Annotated in this window: 28 protein-coding genes; 17 read left to right on the forward strand and 11 right to left on the reverse strand. The window is 66.5% G+C overall.

Annotation, left to right across the window (positions count from 1 at the left end; genetic code table 11):
* The first annotated feature begins 65 nt into the window (after window positions 1–65).
* Window positions 66–869: a helix-turn-helix domain-containing protein gene (locus tag RTH46_RS16380; RefSeq protein WP_110993334.1), complete on the forward strand. Its 804-nt coding sequence runs from the start codon at window positions 66–68 to the stop codon at window positions 867–869.
* A gap of 92 nt (window positions 870–961) precedes the next feature.
* Here the strand turns inward: RTH46_RS16380 and RTH46_RS16385 are convergent, their stop codons facing one another.
* Window positions 962–1,801: an alpha/beta hydrolase family protein gene (locus RTH46_RS16385; RefSeq protein WP_316906116.1), complete on the reverse strand. Its 840-nt coding sequence runs from the start codon at window positions 1,799–1,801 to the stop codon at window positions 962–964.
* Window positions 1,802–1,960: 159 nt separating this feature from the next.
* On the opposite strand from RTH46_RS16385, the gene RTH46_RS16390 reads away from it, so the two are divergent.
* Together RTH46_RS16390 and RTH46_RS16395 are read left to right on the forward strand one after the other, a co-directional pair.
* Window positions 1,961–2,845: a sugar nucleotide-binding protein gene (locus RTH46_RS16390; RefSeq protein WP_153787797.1), complete on the forward strand. Its 885-nt coding sequence runs from the start codon at window positions 1,961–1,963 to the stop codon at window positions 2,843–2,845.
* On the forward strand, window positions 2,838–3,770 hold the full coding sequence (locus RTH46_RS16395) for an NAD-dependent epimerase/dehydratase family protein (protein WP_279846228.1): 933 nt from the start codon (window positions 2,838–2,840) through the stop codon (window positions 3,768–3,770). Before RTH46_RS16390 ends, RTH46_RS16395 begins: the two co-directional genes overlap by 8 nt.
* 251 nt (window positions 3,771–4,021) lie before the next feature.
* Here RTH46_RS16395 and RTH46_RS16400 read toward each other — a convergent pair whose 3' ends face one another.
* Window positions 4,022–4,462 (reverse strand): helix-turn-helix domain-containing protein, encoded by a 441-nt coding sequence (locus RTH46_RS16400; RefSeq protein WP_316906117.1) that lies wholly within the window; start codon window positions 4,460–4,462, stop codon window positions 4,022–4,024.
* Between the two features lie 101 nt (window positions 4,463–4,563).
* On the opposite strand from RTH46_RS16400, the gene RTH46_RS16405 reads away from it, so the two are divergent.
* Window positions 4,564–5,808 (forward strand): MFS transporter, encoded by a 1,245-nt coding sequence (locus RTH46_RS16405; RefSeq protein ID WP_316906118.1) that lies wholly within the window; start codon window positions 4,564–4,566, stop codon window positions 5,806–5,808.
* On the opposite strand, the gene RTH46_RS16410 is transcribed toward RTH46_RS16405, so the two are convergent.
* The 5 genes from RTH46_RS16410 to RTH46_RS16430 form a co-directional block, all read right to left on the reverse strand.
* Window positions 5,796–6,479 (reverse strand): OmpW/AlkL family protein, encoded by a 684-nt coding sequence (locus tag RTH46_RS16410; protein WP_153787683.1) that lies wholly within the window; start codon window positions 6,477–6,479, stop codon window positions 5,796–5,798. The genes RTH46_RS16405 and RTH46_RS16410 overlap by 13 nt on opposite strands.
* 109 nt (window positions 6,480–6,588) lie before the next feature.
* Complete coding sequence (locus RTH46_RS16415; RefSeq protein ID WP_153787684.1) at window positions 6,589–7,098, reverse strand: DUF3299 domain-containing protein; 510 nt, start codon at window positions 7,096–7,098, stop codon at window positions 6,589–6,591.
* Window positions 7,099–7,206: 108 nt separating this feature from the next.
* Window positions 7,207–8,472 (reverse strand): ABC transporter permease, encoded by a 1,266-nt coding sequence (locus RTH46_RS16420; RefSeq protein ID WP_316906119.1) that lies wholly within the window; start codon window positions 8,470–8,472, stop codon window positions 7,207–7,209.
* Window positions 8,472–9,182: an ABC transporter ATP-binding protein gene (locus RTH46_RS16425; protein WP_153787686.1), complete on the reverse strand. Its 711-nt coding sequence runs from the start codon at window positions 9,180–9,182 to the stop codon at window positions 8,472–8,474. The genes RTH46_RS16420 and RTH46_RS16425 overlap by 1 nt, the downstream gene beginning before the upstream one ends.
* A complete protein-coding gene (locus RTH46_RS16430; RefSeq protein WP_316906120.1) occupies window positions 9,183–9,764 on the reverse strand; it encodes a DUF2796 domain-containing protein in 582 nt (193 codons plus the stop codon).
* 134 nt (window positions 9,765–9,898) lie between these two features.
* Between RTH46_RS16430 and RTH46_RS16435 the strand changes: the two genes are divergently transcribed.
* On the forward strand, window positions 9,899–10,243 hold the full coding sequence (locus tag RTH46_RS16435) for a hypothetical protein (RefSeq protein WP_316906121.1): 345 nt from the start codon (window positions 9,899–9,901) through the stop codon (window positions 10,241–10,243).
* A 130-nt stretch (window positions 10,244–10,373) separates the two neighbouring features.
* On the opposite strand, the gene trxA is transcribed toward RTH46_RS16435, so the two are convergent.
* Genes trxA through RTH46_RS16450 form a run of 3 tightly spaced genes read right to left on the reverse strand, consistent with a single transcriptional unit; the run spans window position 10,374 to window position 12,390 of the window.
* Window positions 10,374–11,246, reverse strand: coding sequence for a thioredoxin (gene trxA, locus RTH46_RS16440; RefSeq protein WP_316906122.1), 873 nt, complete (start codon window positions 11,244–11,246; stop codon window positions 10,374–10,376).
* Window positions 11,247–11,277: 31 nt separating this feature from the next.
* A complete protein-coding gene (locus tag RTH46_RS16445; RefSeq protein ID WP_316906123.1) occupies window positions 11,278–11,937 on the reverse strand; it encodes a class I SAM-dependent methyltransferase in 660 nt (219 codons plus the stop codon).
* The gene (locus RTH46_RS16450) at window positions 11,938–12,390 is read right to left on the reverse strand and encodes a YbaY family lipoprotein (RefSeq protein WP_316906124.1); all 453 of its coding nucleotides are present in this window, start codon (window positions 12,388–12,390) and stop codon (window positions 11,938–11,940) included. It abuts the gene before it with no gap.
* Window positions 12,391–12,486: 96 nt separating this feature from the next.
* On the opposite strand from RTH46_RS16450, the gene nrdR reads away from it, so the two are divergent.
* The 12 genes from nrdR to RTH46_RS16510 all read left to right on the forward strand — a co-directional run bounded on the left by nrdR (window position 12,487) and on the right by RTH46_RS16510 (window position 21,330).
* The gene (gene nrdR / locus RTH46_RS16455; RefSeq protein ID WP_016393425.1) at window positions 12,487–12,951 is read left to right on the forward strand and encodes a transcriptional regulator NrdR; all 465 of its coding nucleotides are present in this window, start codon (window positions 12,487–12,489) and stop codon (window positions 12,949–12,951) included.
* 2 nt (window positions 12,952–12,953) lie between these two features.
* Window positions 12,954–14,084 carry a bifunctional diaminohydroxyphosphoribosylaminopyrimidine deaminase/5-amino-6-(5-phosphoribosylamino)uracil reductase RibD gene (gene ribD, locus RTH46_RS16460; RefSeq protein ID WP_316906125.1) on the forward strand — a complete coding sequence of 377 codons (1,131 nt, stop codon included), beginning with the start codon at window positions 12,954–12,956 and terminating at the stop codon, window positions 14,082–14,084.
* A gap of 42 nt (window positions 14,085–14,126) precedes the next feature.
* Entirely contained in the window at window positions 14,127–14,792 is a 666-nt protein-coding gene (locus RTH46_RS16465) for a riboflavin synthase (RefSeq protein WP_110993350.1), read from the forward strand.
* An 18-nt stretch (window positions 14,793–14,810) separates the two neighbouring features.
* Complete coding sequence (ribBA, locus tag RTH46_RS16470) at window positions 14,811–15,902, forward strand: bifunctional 3,4-dihydroxy-2-butanone-4-phosphate synthase/GTP cyclohydrolase II (protein ID WP_153787693.1); 1,092 nt, start codon at window positions 14,811–14,813, stop codon at window positions 15,900–15,902.
* Between the two features lie 91 nt (window positions 15,903–15,993).
* Window positions 15,994–16,470: a 6,7-dimethyl-8-ribityllumazine synthase gene (gene ribE / locus RTH46_RS16475; protein ID WP_110993352.1), complete on the forward strand. Its 477-nt coding sequence runs from the start codon at window positions 15,994–15,996 to the stop codon at window positions 16,468–16,470.
* A complete protein-coding gene (gene nusB, locus RTH46_RS16480; RefSeq protein WP_110993353.1) occupies window positions 16,467–16,967 on the forward strand; it encodes a transcription antitermination factor NusB in 501 nt (166 codons plus the stop codon). The genes ribE and nusB overlap by 4 nt, the downstream gene beginning before the upstream one ends.
* 17 nt (window positions 16,968–16,984) lie before the next feature.
* Window positions 16,985–17,941 carry a thiamine-phosphate kinase gene (gene thiL, locus RTH46_RS16485; RefSeq protein ID WP_316906126.1) on the forward strand — a complete coding sequence of 319 codons (957 nt, stop codon included), beginning with the start codon at window positions 16,985–16,987 and terminating at the stop codon, window positions 17,939–17,941.
* Window positions 17,938–18,441, forward strand: coding sequence for a phosphatidylglycerophosphatase A (locus RTH46_RS16490; RefSeq protein WP_023632630.1), 504 nt, complete (start codon window positions 17,938–17,940; stop codon window positions 18,439–18,441). Before thiL ends, RTH46_RS16490 begins: the two co-directional genes overlap by 4 nt.
* A gap of 17 nt (window positions 18,442–18,458) precedes the next feature.
* Complete coding sequence (locus RTH46_RS16495; RefSeq protein ID WP_316906127.1) at window positions 18,459–19,199, forward strand: transporter substrate-binding domain-containing protein; 741 nt, start codon at window positions 18,459–18,461, stop codon at window positions 19,197–19,199.
* A 285-nt stretch (window positions 19,200–19,484) separates the two neighbouring features.
* Complete coding sequence (gene ribA / locus RTH46_RS16500; RefSeq protein ID WP_125462436.1) at window positions 19,485–20,102, forward strand: GTP cyclohydrolase II; 618 nt, start codon at window positions 19,485–19,487, stop codon at window positions 20,100–20,102.
* Window positions 20,099–20,518, forward strand: coding sequence for an MFS transporter (locus tag RTH46_RS16505; protein WP_279846239.1), 420 nt, complete (start codon window positions 20,099–20,101; stop codon window positions 20,516–20,518). Before ribA ends, RTH46_RS16505 begins: the two co-directional genes overlap by 4 nt.
* On the forward strand, window positions 20,518–21,330 hold the full coding sequence (locus RTH46_RS16510) for a cobalamin-binding protein (RefSeq protein ID WP_316906128.1): 813 nt from the start codon (window positions 20,518–20,520) through the stop codon (window positions 21,328–21,330). The genes RTH46_RS16505 and RTH46_RS16510 overlap by 1 nt, the downstream gene beginning before the upstream one ends.
* On the opposite strand, the gene RTH46_RS16515 is transcribed toward RTH46_RS16510, so the two are convergent.
* A complete protein-coding gene (locus RTH46_RS16515; RefSeq protein ID WP_316906129.1) occupies window positions 21,308–23,182 on the reverse strand; it encodes a TonB-dependent receptor domain-containing protein in 1,875 nt (624 codons plus the stop codon). The genes RTH46_RS16510 and RTH46_RS16515 overlap by 23 nt on opposite strands.
* Window positions 23,183–23,227: the final 45 nt, after the last annotated feature.

A 23,227-nucleotide genomic window follows, 5' to 3' on the forward strand; every position in this document is an offset into this window, starting at 1 on the left:
TTGCTCTGTTTTGGTGCGACTTGATGCTAGAATTGCATCACTCGCATCATCTGGACCCCGGCATCATGGGCGATCACTTCGCTGACAACCTCAAATTGGCCTGTAGCCACTACCGCTCTATCTCGGAGGTTTGCCGGCAGCTGTCGATCAACCGCGGGCAGTTCAACAAGTACCTCAGTGGGCAAAGCCGGCCGACGCCGTACAACCTCAAGCGCATCGGTGACTTCTTCGGTGTGGAGGATTACGAGCTGGGTTTGCCGCCCGAACAGTTCGCCCGCCTGATCGGCGCGCGCAACCCGGCCGCGCAGCAGAACAACCCGATCAGCGAGCTGTTCAAGCCGCTCAACGATCATGTGGTCAACCTGTCGCGCTACTGCGGTTACTACTTCGAATACTCCAACTGCATGTCGGTGCCAGGCTTGATCCTGGTGTCGCTGGTGCACTTGCGCGAAGAGCGTGAGCGCTACCTGTTCGAGCGTCAGGAGCGCCAGGAGCGCAGCAGCGCCACCGACCCCCACGCCGAGGTGCGCTGCCGCTACCTGGGGGCGGCGTTCCAGTTGCAGGATCGCCTGTTCCTGGTCGACTACGAGTCGCTGACCTTGAACGAGATGAGCCAGACCATCCTCATCCCCAGCTTCAAGAGCCGAATCACCCGCCTCAATGGCCTGAAAACCGGCGTGTCCAGCGGCGACCGGCGTAACCCGGCGTGCACCCGCGTGGTCTGGGAGTACCTGGGTGAGGAGATCAACCGGATCAACGCCTTCCGCCAGGTACGCCTGTATCGCCCGGATGACCCGCGTATCGACGACGATATCCGCGATCGCCTGAGCGCGGGTTCGATCAGCAACGGCCTGTTCGAGATCGAGTAGTACCGTCTGCTTTCCTTGAATGTGCCGTGGGAGCGGGCTTGCCCCGCGATTAGCCCGCTCCCACGCAACCACATGAATGCCGCAGACCCGCGTTATTCCAGAATGAACGCCCCCACCGCCTGCGCCACCTGATCCGCCACCTCCGGCCGGTCACGCAGGTGGGCGGCAATGCCATGGTCGCAGTCGGTGAGCATCAGGCATTCCACATACGGCGCCGGCACCGAGCGCAGCAGGCTGTGGGTCACTTCCTCGGGGATCGGGCTGTAACGCTCGACCCCCGCCATGCGCCGCACCCCCGCCGACGTCCCGGCCCCCTGGCCATGCACCCGCGAGTTGAGCCCGTCGTATTCGCCGATCACCAGCAGCACGCGGCCCTGGAACTGGCGCAGGAAGGCATAGCTGTCGCAGTCGAGGAAAGCGTAGGGCTTGCGGATCGCCGCCGTGAACGCCGGGCCAAAGGGTGCGCTGTGGGCCGCGTCGGGGTACACCGCCGGGCAGATCAGCACCAGCTTGCGCACGTTCGGACGCTGCGCCGCCAGCTTGAGGGCGATGGCGCCGCCCAGGCTGTGGCCGATCAGGGTGTCGCTGCGGCTGTCGAGGTGCTGGTGGAAGCGCAAGGCTTCCTGAAGGTTGCTGGCCAGCGAGGCATCCCTGGCCCCCGGTTCACTGGCCAGGCTGTGGCCGGACAAGTTGCCGGTCAGCGAGCCGATACCCTGCTGCTGCAGGCGGTACAGCAGCGGGTTGAGCCGGGTGAAGTCCGAACGGGCACCGCCGACCACGAACACCGGTGGCGCCCGTTCGCTGTCCGGCAACAGCAGGCGGGCCTGCTGGCGATAACCGTCGAAGGCTTCGTCAATGAAGCGCTCGGCGCCGGGGGCGGGTTCGTCGTACTGCCAGAGAGCGCGTTGCGCGGTGGTCGATTCGGCGTCCATGAACATCTCCTTGTGCAGGCCTGGCGCAGTATAAGTAGCTGTCGGGCAAGGGGGAACCGCGCACTGTACGCCTGCGACCCGGCCTACGTTGGACTTCCCCTGCCGGAAACCGCAAAATGCCCCCTTTCCTCCATCGATCTGAGCGGACTTGTTGACCCTATGCGTATGCGCCTGATGCTGTTGGGTGGAGGCAATGCCCTCGGGCAAGCACTGATTCGTCTTGGCGCCGAGGAAGACATCGCCTTCCTGGCACCGCGTCCGCCGGAGAACGGCTGGGACCCGGCCAGCCTGACCCTGTTGCTCGATGAGCACCGCCCCGACGCGGTGGTCAACCTTGCCTATTACTTCGACTGGTTCCAGGCCGAGTCGGTCAGCGAACAGCGCCTGGCCCAGCAGGAGCGTGCGGTGGAGCGGCTGGCCGAGCTGTGCCAGCACCACGAAATGGTCCTGGTGCAGCCTTCCAGCTACCGGGTATTCGATGGCTCGCGCGCCACGGCCTACAGCGAGAAGGACGAGCCGGTGCCGCTCGGCCTGCGCGGCCAGGCCCTGTGGCGCATCGAGCAGAGCGTGCGCGCCACCTGCCCGCAGCATGTGCTGCTGCGCTTTGGCTGGCTGCTGGACGAAAGCCGCGACGGTGCGCTCGGGCGTTTCCTGACCCGCGCCGAACAACCCCAGGAGCTGCTGCTGGCCGATGACCGGCGCGGCAACCCGACGCCGGTGGACGACGCCGCGCGGGTGATCCTTTCGGTGCTCAAGCAGCTCGACTGCAAGGCGCCGCTGTGGGGCACCTACCACTACGCCGGCAACGAGGCCACCACGCCGCTGGCGCTGGGCCAGGCGATCCTCGGCGAAGCCGCGCAGTGGCACAAGCTGGCCGTGCAGCAACCGACCGCCCAGGCCCATGCCGCGCGCCCGGATGCCAGCGAAGAGCCGCAGCATGCGGTGCTGGCCTGCAAGAAGATCCTTCACACCTTCGGCATCAAGCCGCGCGCCTGGCGTGCCGGCTTGCCGCCCCTACTGGACCGTTTCTACCGACATGGCTGACGCCCCCATCCTGATCACCGGCGGTGCCGGCTTCATTGGCTCCCACCTGTGCGATGCGCTGCTGGAAAAAGGCTACGCGGTACGCATTCTCGATGACCTGTCCACCGGCAAGCGCAGCAACCTGCAACTCGGCCACCCGCAACTGGAACTGATCGAGGGCGATGTCGCCGATGCGGCCCTGGTCGCGCGCGCCGCTGCCGGTTGCCGGGCCGTGGTGCACCTGGCCGCGGTGGCCTCGGTGCAGGCGTCGGTCGAGGACCCGGTAAAAACCCACCAGAGCAATTTCATCGGCACCCTCAACGTCTGTGAAGCGATGCGTCAGCATGGCGTTCGCCGGGTGCTGTTCGCTTCCAGCGCGGCGGTGTACGGCAACAATGGCGAAGGCCAGTCCATCGCCGAAGACACGCCAAAGGCGCCGCTGACGCCGTACGCGGTGGACAAGCTGGCCAGCGAGCAATACCTGGATTTCTACCGTCGCCAGCACGGCCTGGAGCCGGTGGTATTCCGTTTCTTCAATATCTTCGGCCCGCGCCAGGACCCGTCCTCGCCGTATTCCGGAGTCATCAGCATCTTCTGCGAGCGTGCCACCAGCGGCAAACCCATCATGGTGTTCGGCGATGGCGAACAGACCCGTGATTTCCTGTATGTCGGTGACCTGGTCCAGGTGATGGTCCAGGCGCTGGAGCAGCCGGTGGTGGAAGAGGGCGCGGTGAACATCGGCCTGAACCAGGCGACTTCGCTGAACCAGTTGCTCAAGGCACTGGAACAGGTGATCGGCAGCCTGCCGCCGATCAGCCACGGCCCGGCGCGCTCCGGGGATATCCGCCATTCGCGGGCGGACAATGCGCGGCTGCTGGCGCGCTTCGACTTCCCGGAGCCAACGCCTTTTGTTGAAGGCGTGGCACGGTTGCTCGGCAAGGCCTGAGGCCGGCGGCCACAGGGGCAGCGTAATTCTTGTGGGAGCGGGTTTACCCGCGAAGCAGGCGGCGCGGTGGATGGCACCGGCTCTGCCGGTGTTCGCGGGTAAACCCGCTCCCACAGGACACGCGCCGCTTTGACGGCAAGCGTTGTAACTGTGAGGGTGCAGCCTGCGATGAGTTAAACGCAGGCAGTACAAGACAGTTGCTCCTAGAGCGGACGTTCAAGTCCATTGCGTGGGGATCGCCTCACAGGCCATCACCCATGCCGAACCAACCGCCGCTGGCACCGCTCCGGCTCCACCACTCGCCCATCCTCAGCCCGCACCTGCAGCGTCTCCAGCTCTTGGCCGCGATCATCGACCAGCTGCGAGCGTGACTCCCCTTCCGTGAACAGATACCGCTCCCCCCACTGGCGCAGGCCGATCACGATCGGGAACACCGCACGCCCCTGCTCGGTCAGCACGTATTCCTTGTAGGCACTGCCATCGGAGGCCGGTTGTTGCGCCAACAGGCCGGCCTCGACCAGCAGCTTCAGGCGCGCGGCGAGGATGTTCTTCGCCAGCCCCAGGTTCTTCTGCCATTCGCTGAAGCGGCGCAGGCCATCGAAGGCATCGCGCAGGATCATCAGCGCCCAGCGATCGCCGAGCACTTCCAGGGCGCGGGCCACGGGGCATTGCTGGTTGTTGTCGTCGAGCATGAGGCCATTCCTGATCAAGGTTGGTTGCAGATTAAAACCACATTTGCTAGAAATCCAGTTGTGGTTTCAAAACGAAACCGGAATCTGCCGAGGACTGTGCAATGACATCTGCCTCATCTGTACCGCCGCCATTGACCCGCAGCCTGACGCTGCTGCTGGCGGTCGCCTGCGGCCTTGCGGTGGCCACCGTGTATCTGTCCCAGCCGCTGCTGGAGTCCATGGCCAGCAGCCTGGGTATCGCCCAGGCGCAGGTAGGCCTGGTGGTCGGCGCGACCCAGGCCGGGTATGCCGCAGGATTGCTGCTGATCGTACCGCTGGGCGACCTGTTCGCGCGCAAGCGGCTGATCCTCATGCAACTGCTGCTGGCGGCCGTTGCCCTGCTGGCGGTGGCGTCGAGCCTTGACTGGGCCATGTTGCTGGCGGCCATGGGCATGGTCGGGCTGATGGCGGTGGTGGTGCAGGTGATGGTGGCCCACGCCGCCACACTGGCCACGCCCGCACAGCAGGGCCAGGCGGTGGGCACGGTCACCAGCGGTGTGGTGCTGGGTATCCTGTTGGCACGCCTGGCCTCGGGCTTGGTGGCCGATCTGTCGGGTTGGCGGACGGTTTATCTGGTGGCTGCGGGCCTTGCCTTGCTGATGGCGCTGTTGCTCGGCTGGCGTTTGCCCGAGGCGCCAGTGCGCGGCATGCGACAGGGGTATCCGGCTCTGCTGGGTTCGCTGTTCGCGCTGTACCGCCATGACCGGCTGTTGCGCCAGCGGGGCACCTTCGCCCTGCTGATCTTTGCCGCCTTCAGTGTGCTGTGGAGTGCCATGGTGCTGCCCCTGAGCGCCGCGCCGCTGGCGCTGGACCATACCCAGATCGGCCTGTTCGGCCTGGCTGGGGTTGCCGGTGCACTGGCGGCCGCACGGGCCGGGCGCCTGGCCGACCGTGGGCAAGGGCAGAAGACTACCGGCCTGGCGCTGGGGTTGCTGGTGTTGTCATGGTTGCCGATTGCCCTGCTCGAGCACTCGTTGCTGGCGCTGGTAGTGGGCGTCTTGCTGCTGGACTTCGCCGTGCAGGCGGTGCACGTGACCAACCAGAGCCTGCTGCTGGCCGGGCGTGGCGAAATGGCCAGCCGGCTGATCGGCGCCTACATGTGCTGCTACTCGCTGGGCAGCGGGCTGGGGGCGGTGGCCGCGACCTGGATCTATGGGCAATGGGGTTGGGGCGCGGTGTGCGGGCTGGGGGCCGGCATCAGTGGCCTGGCCCTGGGCTACTGGGTGTACCTGTGGCAGCTGGGCCGCAATGAAAAAGCCCGCTCGGGCGAGCGGGCTTGTCGGGCGGTGCCGGGTCAGAACTTGTAGCCCAGGCCCACCATGTAGACCCACGGGTCGACGTCCACGTCGACCTTGGTCTTGCCCACGCCCAGGGCGCTCGGGCCGTCGATGGTGGCCTTGGTGTCGATGTCGACGTACCAGACCGCGGCGTTGAACAGCAGGTTTTCGGTGAGCATGTAGTCCATGCCCAGCTGGCCGGCGAGACCGACCGAGTCCTTCATCTTCATGTTGCTGAAGCCTTGCGCCTTGCGGTTGCTGCTCAGGTCTTCATCGAAGAACAGGGTGTAGTTCAGGCCCACGCCGGCGTAAGGCTGGAACTTGGAGCTGGCGTCCATCGGGTAGTACTGCAGCGACAGGGTCGGTGGCAGTTGCTTGATGTCGGCCAGCTTGCCGTCCAGGCCGGCACCCAGGCCTTTCACGCCGACGGTGTGCTTGAACGGGGTGGCGGCCAGCAGTTCCAGGCCGATGTGGTCGGTGAGCATGTAGGCGAAGGCCAGGCCCAGTTGGGTATCGCTGTCCAGGGTTGCCTTGGTGCCCGACACCTTGGCGCCATCGAGTTTGATGTCGCCGCTGTTCTCGTTCGGCGCGGTGGTGATGGCGCCGGAACGGATGATGAAATCACCCGCCTGGTGGGCGTGGGCAACAGGGGCCGCGAGCGCCAACGCGACGAGCGAGGCACTGAGCAAGGACTTGTTCATGGAAGCTCCCAAAGGACGTGAGTAATCGAGTAGTCCAATGGTACGAAGCTGACTAAACAGAAAGTTTGACCCAGCTCAACGAAGCCGTGTCATAGGTCCCTGGCAGTGCTCATTTCAGCTCATAGGCGTAGATTTTCTGCGCTTCCATCTGGTAACCGGCATCGGCCAGTTCGCTGCTGCTGGCCTTGACCTGCATCGTCCCCTCGATCCAGTAAGGCTGGTAGAGGTCTTCGACGCGCACGCCCATCTCGCTGAAGATATGCACGATCTGGTTCGACGGCGGTGGCGGCACATGGATGCAGGCGCCGTAGTAGGGCACCAGCAGGAACTCGGTGGTGCGGCCTTCTTCGCTGACCTCCAGCGGCACGATGTAGCCGGGCAGTTTCACTTGCTGGCCATCGAGCGCCTTGACCACTGGCGCGTCGGGCGCCTGCTGGCGCGCGGCAGGGGCCGACTCGGAAAGCGCACTGCCGATCTGCGACAGGTCGTGCAGCGGGGCCAGTTGCGGCGGGATGACCGGCGCGCCCTCGGGGATCAGTGCGGGCCAGTCCAGTTCGCGGGGCTCGCTGGCCCAGAGCGGCATGGCAACCGCCAACAGCAGGATCAGCAGCGTTTGCATTACTGGCCTTTTCGCGGGTAAACCCGCTCCCACAGGGATCTGCGTGGTCTCTGTGGGAGCGGGTTTACCCGCGAAGAGGCCGTTGGGGTGCATGATCATTACCGGTTCTCAAAGATGAATCGACAGCCCATCGGCCAGCGACTGCCGATAGGCGCGCCAGGCCGGCACGCTGCCCATCAGCAGCGCCGCGCCGAGGATGATAGCCAGCAGCGTCCATTCATGCGCACTCGGCCAATCCAGCGGCAGGTACAGCCCGTAGTTGGCCTGCACATAGCCCTGGGCCAGGGCGATCCCGGCATACAGCAAGCCCAGCCCGGCGACAATCCCGGCGAGGGCCAGGGCCAGTGCCTCGAGCACCAGCAACCCGGCGATATGCCACGGCCGGGCCCCCACCGAACGCAGGATGGCCATCTCTCGGCGGCGTTCGTTGAGGCTGGTGAGGATCGCCGTGAGCATGCCGATCAGCCCGGTCAGCACCACGAACAGCGACACCACGAACAGCGCCTGCTCGGCCGTGCCCATCAAACTCCACAGCTCTTGCAGCGCCACGCCGGGCAGGATCGCCAGCAGCGGCTCGTTGCGGTACTCGTTGATCTCGCGCTGCAGGCTGAAGGTGGCGATCTTGTTGTTCAAGCCGAGCATGAACGCGGTGATCGCCGCCGGTTGCAGGTCCATGCCGCGGGCCTGCTCGGCGCTGATACGCCCGGCACCGCGCGCCGGCACGCCGTTGTGCCAGTCGATATGGATCGCTTCCATGCCTGCCAGGCTGATGTGCAGGGTGCGGTCCACCGGGGTACCGGTACGCTTGAGCACACCGACCACGGTAAATGGCTTGTCGTCGTGCTTGACCAGGCTGATGGCGGCCACACCATGGGCCAGCACCAGTCTGTCGCCGAGCTTGTAGTGCAGCGCGTCGGCCACTTCGGCCCCCAGCACCACTTCGAACGGGTCGTTAGCGAAGGGCCGGCCCTGGCTCAGTTCGAGGTGCTGGCGGCGGCCGTACTGATAGTGCGCGAAGTAGTCGCCGGTGGTACCCATCACCCGGTAGCCGCGATGCGAGTCGCCCAGGGAAATGGGGATGGCCCACTTGACCCGTGGGTCCTTGGCGTACTGCTGGTAGCTGTCCCAGCGAATGTTGTTGGTGGCGTTGCCGATGCGGAACACCGAATACAGCAGCAGGTTCACCGAGCCCGAACGGGCGCCGACGATCAGGTCGGTGCCGCTGATGGTGCTGGCGAAGCTGGCGCGGGCTTCGGTGCGCACCCGCTCGACGGCCAGCAGCAGGCACACCGACAGGGCGATGGCGAAGGCGGTGAGCAGGGCGGTGAAACGGCGGTTGGCCAGGCTGGCCAGGGCAAGGCGGAGCAGGTACATCAGGCCTCCCGGGGCGTGGCGGCGCGGTTGAGTTCGGCCAGGGACAGGTGGCGGTCGAACAGCGGTGCCAGGCTCTGGTCATGGCTGACGAACAGCAGGCTGGAGCCGGCCGCGCGGCATTCGTCGAACAGCAGGCGGATGAAGGCTTCACGGGTGTCGGCATCGAGCGCCGAGGTGGGCTCGTCGGCGATCACCAGTTCGGGCTGGCCGATCAGCGCCCGGGCGGCGGCGACGCGCTGCTGCTGGCCGATCGACAGGCTGCCGGCGCGGCGCGTCAGCAGCTCGGGGGCGTCGAGGCCCAGGTGCGCCAGCAGGTGCGCGGCGGCCTGGTCGACGCTGCCATGGCGCTGACTGGCGCGTTCGGCACGGGACTTGGAGAAGCGGCAGGGCAACTCGACGTTCTCGCGCACCGACAGGAACGGCAGCAGGTTGAACTGCTGGAAGATGTACCCGGTGTGATCGACCCGAAAACGGTCGCGGGCGCCCTGGCTCAAGCTGGCCAAGTCCTGGCCCAGCAACTGGATACGCCCCTGGCCCGGGCGGTTCACCCCGCCCAGCAGGCCGAGCAGGGTGGTCTTGCCGCTGCCGCTGGGGCCCTTGAGGAACAGTGCCTCGCCGGCCTCCAGGCGGAACTCGCGGATATCCAGCAGCGGCGCCTGGCCGGGCCAGGCGAACACCAAATCATGCAGCTCGATCAGCGCCTGGCTCATTCAGAACGCGACCACGGCCTTGGCCGCCGTGGCCTCGACGCCTTTCTGGCCGTTGGGGCCGATCAGTTGCACGTTGATCTTCTGGGTCTGCGGGAAGGTCTTGAACAGCGGGCCAAGGTCGAGCTGGGCGAGCTTGGCCGGGGTGGCGCAGGTGAACTGGTAGTGGGCGTTCACATCGGCGTGCTGGTGGCCGTGCTCATGTTCGTGCGCGTCGCCATCGTCGTCGGCATGGGCGGCGTCGCCAAACAGGGGGCTTTCCAGCTCTTGGGCTTCATCCGTGCAGCCGGCCGCCTGGGCCAGGCCGAACAGCTTCAACGGTTGTTCCAGCTGCTGGCGCGCGGCGGCGACCTTGGCCTTGTCGGCATCGGTGCTGGCGGCGTGCTCGAAGCCGACCAGGTTCATGGCCGGGCTGTCCAGTTCCAGCTCCAGGGTGTTGCCGTCGAGCACCACGTTGAGCTTGGCCACACCATGCTCGTGGGCGGCGAGGGTGCCGTGGTCGTGGTCATGTTCGTCGTGGGCATGGGCCACGGCCACGGCCAGGGGCAGCAGGGCAAAGGGCAGGGCGAGCAGCAGACGACGCATGAACGGCTCCAGGGGCGGCTTTGAATGATTTGGTAATGTTATAACAATTTTTCTGCGCCTCGCCAGCCTGCCTGGCACAGGTTTCATGTTCGTGGGAGCATGACGGCATTGAGCCCTGGTACGAGGAAGGCAGCGTGAGAATTCGCGGACAGATCGGTGAATGGCCGGTGGACTTGACCATTGAGCTGGCGCCGGAAGAGTGGGCGCAGTTGGGGCGTCGGCTGGAGCAGCCTGCAGTGGTTGAAAACGCATCGGTGAGTGCCAGCCCAGCGCCGCGCCAGGATGATGGGCAGTGGATGGCCGCACGCGATGTGTTGCGCCAGGCCGGGCAGATGAACGGGCCCGAGTTGCTCGACCGTCTGGAAGGGCTCACGGGCAGCACGGCGGCGGGCAAGCGCCTGCTGGTGCGTCTGCGGCACAGCAGTGAGGTGAAGGTGGAAAGCGGCGTGGATGCGCCGGTGTATCACTGGGTGGGGTGAGCTCAAGCATCGCGGGGCAAGCCCGCTCCCACGGGTTCAGGGTGGGGGTGAGCATATGGATCGCGAGGCAAGCCCGCTCCCACGCCATGGACACGTGGGAGCGGGCTTGCCCCGCGATTGCATTTGAGGATCAGAACATCGCCGACGACAGCTTGCGGCGGTACACCCCCACCAGCGGATGATCGCTGCCCAGCAGCTCGAACACCTGCAGCAGCGCCTTCTGCGGCAAGCCGTTCTCGTAGCCACGGTTACGCTGGAACAGCTTGAGCAGCCCGTCCAGCGCCGCTTCGTATTGCTGGCGCGCCAGTTGCTGGATGCACAGCTGGTAGCTGGCCTCGTCATCCTGCGGGTTCTGCGCCAGACGGCTTTTCAGGTCGGCGGCTTCCGGCAGGCTGGCGGCCTGGCGCAGGAAGGTCAGCTGGGCCTTGGCACCTGCCAGTGCAGCTTTATGCTCATCGGTCTTCACCGCGTCCAGCACCACTTGCGCCTCGCCCAGCTCGCCGCGTTCGGCCAGGCAGCGGGCGTACAGGATCAGCGCCTCGGCGTTGCTGTTGTCTTCACCCAGCAGCACCTGCAGCAGCGCTTCGGCCTCGCTGAAACGGCTCTCGGCGAACAGCGCCTTGGCCTGCTCCAGTGGCGCGGCGGTTGGCGGCGCGGGCATCTGCACATGGGGCTCGAGCATGGTGCGGATGGCCGACTCGGGCTGGGCACCGGCAAAGCCATCGACCGGCTGGCCATCCTTGAACAGCACCACGGTCGGCAGGCTGCGGATGCCGAACTGGGCCACCACCTGCTGCTCGACGTCGCAGTTGATCTTGGCCAGCAGCAGCTCGCCCTGGTAGCCCTCGGTGATCTTCGCCAGCAGCGGCATCAGTGCCTTGCACGGCGCGCACCATTCGGCCCAGAAGTCGACCAGGACAGGTTTATGGAAGGAGTTCTCGATGACCAGTTGCTGGAAGGTGGCATCGGTGGCATCGAAGATAAAAGGTGTTTCCTGGCTCATCGCGACTCTCGCAAATCCGTGGATGGCACCACTATAAAGGCTCGCGACTCGCGTGGTACAGGCTGACCCGGCGGAATTCGTGGGGCTCGGCCAGGTCCGGCAAGGTCAGTGCGTCGAGTACGCCCAGCGGGCGGTAGAGCGGGTGGCTGAAGTCGCGCACGCGCGAATCGGCCACCAGCGCCTGGCGGCCACGGCTGAGGAACTGGTCGAGCAACGGCAGGTTGGCGCGGTCATACAGCACATCGGCGACCAGGATCAGGTCGAAGCGGTCGGCCTCGGCGAAGAAGTCGCTGCTGTAGTTCAGCGTCACGCCATTGAGCGCGGCGTTGGCGCGGCAGGCGTCGAGGGCCAGCGGGTCGAGGTCGCAGGCCACCACCTCGAGCGCGCCCGCCCGGGCCGCGGCGATAGCGGCAATGCCGGAGCCGGCGCCGAAGTCCAGCACGCGCTTGCCACGCACCCACTCCGGGCGCTCGGCCAGGTAGCGCGCCATGGCCAGGCCGCTGGCCCAGCAGAAGCTCCAGTAGGGCGGTTCTTCGAGGATGCGCTGGGTTTCCTCGCTGCTGAATTCACGGTCCATGTTCTGATCGTCGATCAGCCAGAGTCTCAGCGCGCATCCAGGCAGCTCGCTGACCACCAGGCGCGCTTCGCCGATCAGGCCGCTCAGGGCCTGTTGCAGGGCGTGCGGTGCCATTTACGGGGCCTTTTCGAAACGCAGCGGGCCAGTGGCCTGGGTTTCGGCCTGGGCGATGCGCACCGGTGGCAGGTGCATGATCAACTGGCCGGACTGGCTGGCGCGGCCACGCAGCTCCACGCGGGCCCCGGCGGGGAAGGCTTCGGGGTTGAAGCGCAGCTGGTAGGGCAGGGCCTGGCCGGTGCCGGTCAGGGTGCTGCTGGCCAGCAGTTGTTGCGGGCGGCCACGGTCGTCGATGACCAGCAGTGCCAGTTCGACGTCGGCGCCGGCGGGGATCTCCATCAGCGTGCCGCTCAACTCGCGCTGGTAGGCCGGCAGCGGGCCGAGTGGCTGGGCTTTTTTCGCCACCTTGGCCGGCACGGGCTTTGGTGCCTGCTCAGGCTTTGGTCGGTCGCTGCCGCAAGCGGCGAGCAGGGCGGCGGCGCACAGCACGACGAGCGCTCGATAGGGCATGGTGTAATCCTTGGCGGGCAGATTTGCATGGATGGTAGCTTGTCTTGCCAGTGCAATGCGCTACCATGGCCCTCCCTTTTTTTGTTGCCTGCCACCATGCACTGTCCGTTTTGCGGTGCCAACGACACCAAGGTCATCGACTCGCGCCTGGTCGCCGAGGGCGAACAGGTGCGTCGCCGTCGCGAATGCGTCGCCTGCGGCGAGCGTTTCACCACCTTCGAAACCGCCGAGCTGGTCCTGCCACGGCTGATCAAGCAGGACGGCACGCGTCAGCCCTTCGATGAAGACAAACTGCGCGCCGGCATGCAGCGTGCGCTGGAGAAGCGCCCGGTCAGCGTCGAGCGCCTGGAAGCGGCGCTGGCGCATATCAAGAGCCGCCTGCGCGCCACCGGCGAGCGTGAAGTGAAGTCGTTGGTGGTTGGTGAGCTGGTGATGGCCGAGCTGCGCAAGCTCGACGAAGTCGCCTATATCCGTTTTGCCTCGGTCTACCGGCGTTTCCAGGACCTCGACGAGTTCCGCGAAGAAATCGACCGCCTGGCCCGCGAGCCAGCCAAAGAGTAAGCATGACCAGCCAAGCCGCCATTCTCGACGCCCACTTCATGGCCCGGGCCGTGGAACTGGCCCGCAAGGGCCTCTACACCACCCACCCCAACCCACGCGTAGGCTGCGTGATCGTGCGCGATGGCGAGGTGGTCGGCGAAGGCTGGCACGTGCGCGCCGGCGAGCCCCATGCTGAAGTCCACGCCCTGCGCCAGGCCGGCGAGCGCGCCCGAGGTGCCTGTGCCTACGTCACCCTCGAGCCGTGCAGCCACCATGGCCGCACGCCGCCGTGCGCCGAGGCGCTGGTCAAGGCTGGTGTGGCGCGGGTGGTGGCGGCCATGCAGGACCCCAACCCGCAAGTGGCCGGCAATGGCCTGCGCCGCCTGCAGGAGGCCGGGATCGAAGTGGCCAGTGGCGTGCTCGAAGCCGAAGCCCGCGCCCTCAACCCCGGTTTCCTCAAGCGCATGGAGCACGGCCTGCCGTTCGTGCGCGCCAAGCTGGCGATGAGCCTGGACGGCCGCACCGCCATGGCCAGCGGCGAAAGCCAGTGGATCACCGGCCCTGCCGCCCGCTCGGCGGTGCAGCGCCTGCGCGCGCGCTCAAGCGTGGTACTCACCAGCGCCGCCAGCGTGCTGCAGGACCAGGCGCGGATGACCGTACGCGCTGAACAGCTGGGCCTGGACGCCGAACTCACGGCCCTGGCCTTGTCGCGCCCGCCGCTGCGGGTATTGATCGACGGCCGCCTGCGCCTGCCACTGGACGCGCCATTCTTCCAGGCCGGCCCGGCGCTGGTGATCACCGCCGCCGGTGAAGATCCGCGCTATGCCGCCGCTGGTCACGAATTGATCAACCTGCCCGGCAACGCTGGCCAGGTCGACCTGCCGGCGCTGCTGCGCATCCTGGCCGGGCGTGGCGTCAACGAAATCCTGCTGGAGGCCGGTGCCGGCCTGGTCGGTGCCTTCGCCCGCCAGGGTCTGGTCGATGAGTACCAGCTGTTCGTCGCCGGCACCTTCCTTGGCTCCACTGCCCGCCCGCTGCTGGACTGGCCGCTGGCGCAGATGAGCGAGGCGCCGCGGCTGAAGATCACCGAAATGCGCGCAGTCGGCGATGACTGGCGAGTCACAGCCATCCCCCTGCCGGCCCCCGGCGTATAATGCCGGGCTTGCCCCGCGCAGCCTGTCTTTGAGGAGAACAGCATGTTCACCGGCATCATCGAATCCATCGGCACCATCCGCAGCATGACCCCCAAGGGTGGTGACGTGCGCGTTTATGTAGAAACCGGCAAGCTCGACCTGGGCGACGTCAAGCTCGGCGACAGCATCGCCGTCAACGGCGTGTGCCTGACCGCCGTCGAACTGCCCGGCGACGGCTTCTGGGCCGACGTCAGCGTCGAGACCCTCAAGCGCACCGCCATGGTCGATTTGAAGACCGGCAGTCGGGTCAACCTGGAAAAGGCCCTCACGCCCACCACCCGCCTGGGCGGCCACCTGGTCAGCGGCCACGTCGACGGCGTCGGCGAGATCGTCTCGCGCGCCGATAACGCCCGCGCCATCCAGTTCCGCGTGCGCGCACCCAAAGAGCTGGCCAAGTACATCGCCCACAAGGGCTCGATCACCGTCGACGGCACCAGCCTGACGGTCAACGAAGTCGATGGCGCCGAGTTCGAGCTGACCATCGTCCCGCACACCCTGTCCGAAACCATCATGGCCGACTACCGCGCAGGGCGTCGGGTGAACCTTGAGGTCGACCTGCTGGCCCGTTACCTGGAGCGTCTGCTGCTGGGCGACAAGGCCGCCGAGCCGAGCAAGGGCAGTGGCATTACCGAAAGCTTCCTGGCCGCCAACGGCTTCTTGAAATCCTGATTGAGAAGGGGGTGCCGCGTGGCGCTCAACAGCATCGAAGAACTGGTTGAAGACATCCGCCAGGGCAAAATGGTCATCCTCATGGATGACGAAGACCGCGAGAACGAAGGCGACATCATCATGGCAGCCGAATGCTGCCTGCCTGAGCACATCAACTTCATGGCCAAGCACGCCCGTGGCCTGATCTGCATGCCGATGACCCGCGAGCGCTGCGAAACCCTGAAGCTGCCGCTGATGGCGCCGCGCAACGGTTCCGGTTTCGGCACCAAGTTCACCGTGTCGATCGAGGCCGCCGAGGGTGTCACCACCGGCATCTCCGCCGCCGACCGCGCGCGCACCGTGCAGGCCGCAGCGGCCAAGGACGCCAAGGCCGAAGACATCGTCAGCCCTGGCCACATCTTCCCGCTGATGGCCCAGCCCGGTGGCACCCTGGCCCGCGCCGGCCACACCGAAGCTGCCTGCGACCTGGCGCGCATGGCCGGTTTCGAGCCGAGCGGGGTGATCTGCGAAGTGATGAACGACGACGGCACCATGTCGCGCCGCGCCGAGCTGGAAGTGTTCGCCGCCGAGCACGGCCTGAAGATCGGCACCATCGCCGACCTGATCCACTACCGCATGATCCACGAGCGCACCGTGCAGCGGGTTTCCGAGCAGCCGATCGAGAGCGAACTGGGTGAGTTCAACCTGGTCACCTACCGTGACGCGGTGGAAGGCGACGTGCACATGGCCCTGACCCTGGGCAAGATCTGCGCCGAAGAGCCGACCCTGGTGCGGGTGCACAACATGGACCCACTGCGCGACCTGCTGATGGTCAAGCAGCCGGGCCGCTGGAGCCTGCGCGCGGCCATGTCCGCCGTGGCCGAAGCCGGCAGCGGCGTGGTGCTGCTGCTGGGCCACCCGCTGGATGGCGACGTGCTGCTGGCGCACATCCGCGAAAGCGCGGGGGATGCGCAACCCAAGGCACCGACCACCTACAGCACGGTTGGCGCCGGCTCGCAGATCCTGCGCGACCTCGGTGTGCGCAAGATGCGCCTGATGAGTTCGCCAATGAAGTTCAATGCGATATCCGGATTCGATCTGGAAGTTGTAGAATACGTGCCCTCCGAGTGACTTGAGGCGGCTTGATCGCCTTGCAACTCGAGTCAAAACCCTCCCGAGGCCGCCACAGCGCGGCCTCGCTCTTGAAGATGAGAACTCAAGAATGACCCTGAAGACCATCGAAGGTACCTTCATCGCCCCCAAAGGTCGCTATGCTTTGGTGGTTGGCCGCTTCAACAGCTTCGTCGTCGAAAGCCTGGTAAGCGGTGCAGTCGATGCCCTGGTACGCCACGGCGTCAGCGAAAGCGACATCACCATCATCCGTGCCCCAGGCGCGTTTGAAATCCCGCTGGTAGCACAGAAAGTCGCCCAGCAAGGCAACTACGACGCGATCATCGCCCTGGGCGCCGTGATCCGTGGCGGCACCCCGCACTTCGAATACGTGGCGGGCGAATGCACCAAGGGCCTGGCCCAGGTGTCCATGGAGTTCGGTGTTCCGGTGGCCTTCGGCGTGCTGACCGTCGACTCCATCGAACAGGCCATCGAGCGTTCCGGCACCAAGGCCGGCAACAAAGGTGCTGAAGCTGCCCTGTCCGCTCTGGAAATGGTCAGCCTGCTGGCGCAGTTGGAGGCCAAGTGATTAGCGACGAAAGCGATCGTTTCAACCCGCGCGATCCGAAACCTGCGGATGCCGGCAAGCCCTCGAAGAGCGCCAAGCGTCGCGAAGCCCGCAAGCTCGCCACCCAGGCCCTCTACCAGTGGCACATGGCCAAGCATTCGCTGAACGAGGTCGAAGCGCAGTTCCGGGTCGACAACGATTTCACCGATATCGACGGCGCCTACTTCCGCGAGATCCTGCACGGGGTCCCGGCGAAGAAGAGCGAAATCGACGAAGCGCTCAAGCCTTGCCTGGACACCCCGCTCGAAGAGCTCGACCCGGTCGAACTGGCGGTGCTGCGCCTGTCCACCTGGGAGCTGATCATGCGCGCCGACGTACCGTACCGCGTGGTGATCAACGAAGGTGTGGAACTGGCGAAAGTGTTCGGCGCCACCGACGGCCACAAGTTCGTCAACGGCGTGCTGGACAAGCTGGCTCCGCGTCTGCGTGAGGCGGAAGTCAAGGCGAACAAGCGCTGAGTGCGCGCCTGCCGGCCATGGGTGAGTTCGAGCTGATCAGCCATTACTTCGCCGCCGCGCCCTGTGCGCAGGGCGGCGAAGGCGTGGCCCTGGGCATTGGCGACGACTGCGCCCTGCTGGACATTCCCGCCGGCGAGCAGCTGGCGATCTCCACCGACACCCTCGTGGCCGGTGTGCATTTCCCCACAGTCTGCGACCCCTTGCTGCTCGGCCAGCGTTCGCTGGCCGTGGCGGTCAGCGACCTGGCGGCCATGGGCGCCACGGCGATCGGCTTCACCCTCGCGCTCACCTTGCCCCAGGTCGGCCCCGACTGGCTCGAAGGCTTTGCCGACGGCCTCGGGCGCATGGCCCGGCGTTGCGGTATCAGCCTGATCGGCGGCGACACCACCCGTGGTCCGTTGAGCATCACCGTGACCGTGTTCGGCCGGGTGCCGGCCGGCCAGGCGCTGCGCCGCAGCGGCGCGCGCCCGGGCGACCTGTTGTGTGTCGGCGGTGAGCTCGGCAATGCGGCCGGGGCGTTGCCGTTGGTGCTGGGCGAGCGCGAGGCCAGCGACGCGGTGGCCGGGCCGCTGCTTGAGCACTATTGGTCGCCGCTGCCGCAACTGCAGCTGGGCGAGCGCTTGCGTGGCCTGGCCACCTCGGCGCTGGATATCTCCGACGGCCTGCTGGCCGATTGCGGGCACATCGCCAAGGCGTCCGGCGTGGCATTGCAGGTGAACCTGGCGCAGGTGCCAGTGTCTCCCGCTTTGCAGGCCTTGCTCGGCCATGAGGGGGCGCTGCACGCGGCGCTCACCGGTGGCGACGACTACGTGCTGGCGTTCACCGTGCCTGAGGCGGCCCTCGCGGCCCTGGGCAGCGGCGTGCACGTGATCGGCCATGTGCTGCAAGGCCAGGGCGTGACCCTGCGTGACCCGCAGGGCCGGGACATCACCCCGCAGCAGCGGGGCTATCAACATTTCAGGGAGACACCGTGACCGACCACCCCAACCAGGTGCCTGCGGAGTTCGTTCCGCCTTCGGTCTGGCGCAACCCATGGCACTTCATCGCCTTCGGCTTCGGCTCCGGCACCTTGCCCAAGGCCCCCGGGACCTGGGGCTCGCTGGTGGCGCTGCCGTTCATTCCGCTGTGGCAGATGCTGCCCGACTGGGGCTACTGGCTGTTGCTGGGCATCAGCATGCTGTTCGGTGTGTGGTTGTGCGGCAAAGTGGCCAATGACTTGCGCGTCCACGATCATGAAGGCATTGTCTGGGACGAGATCGTCGGCATGTGGATCACCCTGTGGCTGGTGCCGGAAGGCTGGCAGTGGCTGCTTGCAGGGTTCCTGATGTTCCGCTTCTTCGACATCCTCAAGCCGTGGCCGATCCGCTGGGTCGACCGGCATGTGCATGGCGGGTTCGGGATCATGCTCGACGATATCCTGGCCGGTGTATTTGCCTGGCTGGGCATGCAGGTTCTGGTGTGGGCGGTGGCCTGAAACACAGGAGTGTGGTGATGGGCGTTAGGACTGTTGTACTGGCATTGATGCTGCTCGTCGCCCCGGCCGCCATGGCCCGCGACACGCCCGCACAGGTGCGCCTGGTCAGCGAGGAATGGCTCGACTACACCAACGCCGACGGCAGCGGGGTGGCCTGGGACGTGCTGCGCAAGGTGTTCGAGCCGGCAGGGGTCAAGGTCGTCACCCAGAGCGCGCCGTACAGCCGTGCGGTAGGCCTGGTCAGGCGTGGCGAGGCCGATGCCTGGGTCGGCTCGTACAAGGAAGAGAACGACGACAACCTCTACCCGCGCTGGCACTTCGACATGGACCACATCTATGCCCTGGGCCTGGCCGGCAAACCCGTCCCCACCCCCGACAATGTCGGCCAGTATCGCCTGGCCTGGGTGCGCGGCTATGACTACGCCAGCTACCTGCCCAACGTCCACAACTTCCGTGAGGTCCAGCGCCGCGAGGGCATCCTGCCGATGCTCGAGCATGATCGGGTGGACTTCTATATCGATGCGCAGACCGAAGTCGACTACGTGCTCGGGCAGTCGCCACACCCCGAGCGTTTTCGCAGCACCCACGTCGCCGAGCTGCCGCTGTACCTGGCCTTTACCCGTAGCGAGCAGGGCAAGGCCCTGAGTGCGCTGTTCGACAAGCGCATGGCCGAGCTGGTGCGCAGCGGCGAGTTGAAGCCGATCTTCGAGCGCTGGAAGCAGCCGTATCCGTTCAGCCCGGACAGCCAGCCGCATTAAGGGCGGCTGGTGGCACGGACTCTGTGGGAGCGGCTTTAGCCGCGAACACCGGCGAAGCCGGTGCCATCCACTGCGTTGCCTGCTTCGCGGCTAAAGCCGCTCCCACAGGGTTCTCACCAGCGTCCGGATAATCAGCAGGACAGTTGTTCTCAGGTGTATGCCGCGCGCGCTCCCCATAAGCATCGAACTTTTCGATCTTAAGCGGCGAGATTCAGCCTGCGCACCTGCGCCGGGCTGCTGATACAATCGGCCCAACTGAAATTTCCTACTTCCCAGGAGCACAACGTGCCCGTCGTCTTTGTCGCCGCTTGCAAACTCCCGACCCCCTACGCGATTTTCACCATGCATGGCTTCCTCGACGAAGCCACTGGCCGTGAGCATGTGGTGCTCAGCCTGGGTGACATCGCCGACGGCGAGCCGGTGTTGGGGCGGCTGCACTCCGAGTGCCTGACCGGCGATGCGCTGTTCAGCCAGCGTTGCGACTGCGGTTCACAGCTGGACGCCGCGCTGCAGGCAATCGCCCGCGAAGGCCGTGGCGTGCTGCTGTACCTGCGCCAGGAAGGCCGTGGCATTGGCCTGCTGAACAAGATCCGCGCCTACGAGCTGCAGGACGGCGGCGCCGACACCGTCGAGGCCAACGAGCGCCTGGGTTTCGCCGCCGACCAGCGTGACTATGCCATGTGCCTGCCGATGCTCGAGCACTTGGGCGTCAGTGCGCTGCGTTTGATGACCAACAACCCGCGCAAGGTCAAAGCCCTGACCGACATGCACATCAAGGTCGCCGAGCGCGTGCCGCTGCACACCGGCCACAACCCGCACAACCGCCTGTACCTGGCCACCAAGGCCGACAAGCTGGGCCACATGATGGGCAACAAGCACCAGGGCGAGGTGCCGCAGGCGTGACCCGTGGCGAGGTGAAGCGGCGCCTGGCGCTGGCCTGGTGGCAATATCTGGCGGTCGGACTGGTGCCGCTGCCGGTGATGGCCTGGGCTTTCGGTGGCGGCGAGGCGCTGATCCCGGTGCTGGCCATGCCGCTGTTCATTGCTGGCGCAGCCACCATGTTCCTCAGCCTGCCGCGCTTCGGTGCCTACAAGCGCACCCTGATCGCCACCGACAAGGCACTCGGCAGTGCCGAGGAGCCGGCCGCCTGGATCGAGCTGGCGCGGGTGCGGCGCCTGGCCATGCTGTATGCCTGCTTCCCGGCCTGGGTCGCCGCGTTGTCGGTGCTGGTCGGATTGGAGGCGGTGCCGCAGATCCTCATGGCGATTTCCACCGTGGTGCTGTTGTACCTCTACCGCATTCCGCGCCAGCTCGGCTGATGCGAGCGCTGCTCGTCCTGCTTGCACTGTTGAGCTTCGGCGCCCTGGCCGAGGCCGCGCCGCGGGTGGTCAGCCTGGCGCCGTCGATGACCGAGATCGTCGTCGAGCTGCAGGCACAGGACCTGCTGGTCGGCCTGCTCGATGGCGGTGAACGCCCGGCATCGCTGCAGGGCCTGCCTTCGGTGGGGCGCCACGGGCAACTGGACATGGAGCGGCTGCTCAGCCTCAAACCCGACCTGCTGCTGCTCTGGCCCGGCAGCGTCGCGCCTGCGCAGCGCGACCAGCTGCGGCGGCTGGGCATCGCCACCTTCAGCGCCGAGCCCGGCGACCTCGACCAGTTGATCACCCAGATCGAAGCCATCGCCCAGCGACTGGGGCGCGACGAGCAGGGGCGCGTGTATGCGGCCAGCCTGCGTGAGCGACTGCACGGCCTGCGCGAACGCTACCGGCGCGCGACGCCGTTGCGGGTGTTCTACCAGGTGTGGGACAAGCCCCTGTACACCTTGGGCGGGCGGCAGGTGGTCAGCGATGCGTTGCGGGTCTGCGGGGCGCGCAATGTGTTCGATGACCTGCCGCAACCGGCGCCACAGGTCAGCGTGGAGTCGGTGCTGTTGCGCGACCCGCAGGTGATCCTCGCTGGCGACCAGGCGCAACTGGCCAGCTGGCGCAGCTGGCCGAAGCTGAGCGCCGTGGCCGGTGGCCACCTGCTGGTGGTGCCGGACAAAGGCCTGGAGCGGCCCAGCGGGCAGATGATCGAGGCAACGGCACGCTTGTGCGCCTTGCTGGACGCTACAGCGCCGGTGTCCAGGTGACGCTGAGCAGCCAGGTGCGGCCCTCTTCGCGATAGCCGTACGGGCTGCCATCGAAGCTGTACAGGGCGCGGCTGTACTGCTTGTCCAGCAGGTTGTCGAGCTTGAGTTCGAGCTTCACCTCATCCGTCGCCGACCAGCCGCCACGCAGGCCGAGCAGGCCGTAGCCACCCAGGGTATTGCGGTTGGCCTCGTCGTCGTAGCTGCTGCTGACGGCCTGCCAGCTGCCGCCCAGGCTGAAACGCTCGAACTGCCGATCAAGGTCCAGGCTCAACGTGCGCCGGGCGCGGCGCGCCAGGGTGTGGCCGCTGTCACGGTCGCGCGGGTCGATCAGGGCCAGGCCGAGCTGGCTGTGCCACTCGCCCCACTGCTGCTGCAGCCCCAACTCGAAGCCATTGATGCGGGCCGAGGCCACGTTGCGCGGGATCGAGTCGGCGCCGAAGATGATCGCGTCGCGCAGGTCGGTGCGGTACAGCGAGGCTTCCAGGCGGCTGTCGGCGGTCAGCTGGCTGCGCCATTGCAGCTCGTAGCTCTTCGAACGTTCGGGGTCCAGGTTCGGGTTGCTGTACTGCGGGTAGTACAGGTCGTTGAAGGTCGGCGCACGGAACCCCTCGCTGTAGGACAGCAGCAGGTCGTTGCTGGCGTTGACCGGCAGGGTGAGGCTGGCGCTCCAGGTGGTCTGGCCGCCGAACTGCTGGTTCTGGTCGCGGCGCAGCCCCAGTTCGGTGGAGAACCACTCACCGGCGAAGCGGTGCTGGGCGAAGACTGCCCGGTTCCAGCGGCTGTCCTCGTCGAAATCGGTGCTGGCATGCACCCGGTCCTCATACCAGTCGCCGCCGAGCAGCAGGTTGTTGCGCGCATCCAGGGTGAAATCGTTCTGCCAGGTGACCTGGTCGCGGTAGGTGTTGAACACCTGGCGCTCGTCGCTGAGCTTGTCGCGCTTGTCGTCGCGGTTCTCGCTGTGGCCCAGCTCGAGGCGCGAATGCCAGGCGTCGTTGAGCTGGGCGTCCAGGTAGGTGCCGAGGCTGCTGACGGTGAAGTCGGTGTAGGGCTTCTGGCCGAAGCTCTCGAAGGTGACCGGGTCGAAGCGGCCGAACGGGTTGTCGTATTCGCTGCGCCCACGGCTGTCGAGCAGGTTCAGCCCGGCTTCGAAGCGTTCGTTGAACACATGGCTCAGGCTCAGGTTCAGCGAGCGGTTGCGGTAGGCGTCATGGTCGCCGTCGCTGGCGAATGACGGGCCGGTCGAATCGATCCCGGCGGTCTCGTCCAGGCTGGCGCCCAGGTTGAAACGGGTGTCGCCATCGCCGCCGGACAGGCCCAGGCTGCGCTGCCAGGCCTGGTTGCTGCCGGCCGACAGGCGCAGGCGCGGCTGCAGCCCCTGGCCGTCGCCGCGGCGGGTGAAGATCTGGATCACCCCGCCGATGGCGTCGCTGCCGTACACCGCCGAACGCGAGCCGCGCAGCACTTCCACCCGTTCGATCTGCTCGACGTCGAGAAACTGCAGGCCGCTGTCGCCGGAGGTGGCGTTGGCGATGCGCACGCCATCGACCAGCACCAAGGTCTGCGCAGCCTTGGTGCCACGGATGAAGATGCCGGGCAGGCTGCCGCGGCCACCGGTTGGTGCCACTTGCACACCGGGCACGCGGGCGAGCAGGTCGCTGACGCCGGTGGGTTGCAGGCGGTCGATGTCGCTGCGGGTGAACACCGTGTTGGCGGCGCTGGTGGCGCTGCGCGATTCGACCTGGCGGCTGGCGCTGATCAGTACGTCGGGGAGCTTGAGGGCGTCGTCGCGGGAGGGTTCGGCGGCCAGGGCGGCGGCGGGGAGGCAGAGCAGGGAAAGGGTAGAGATCTTCATGGGCAGTTCAATTGCAATCGCGGGGCAAGCCCGCTCCCACGATCA

Source organism: Pseudomonas sp. zfem004 (genome assembly GCF_032621715.1).
Lineage (GTDB): Bacteria > Pseudomonadota > Gammaproteobacteria > Pseudomonadales > Pseudomonadaceae > Aquipseudomonas > Aquipseudomonas sichuanensis.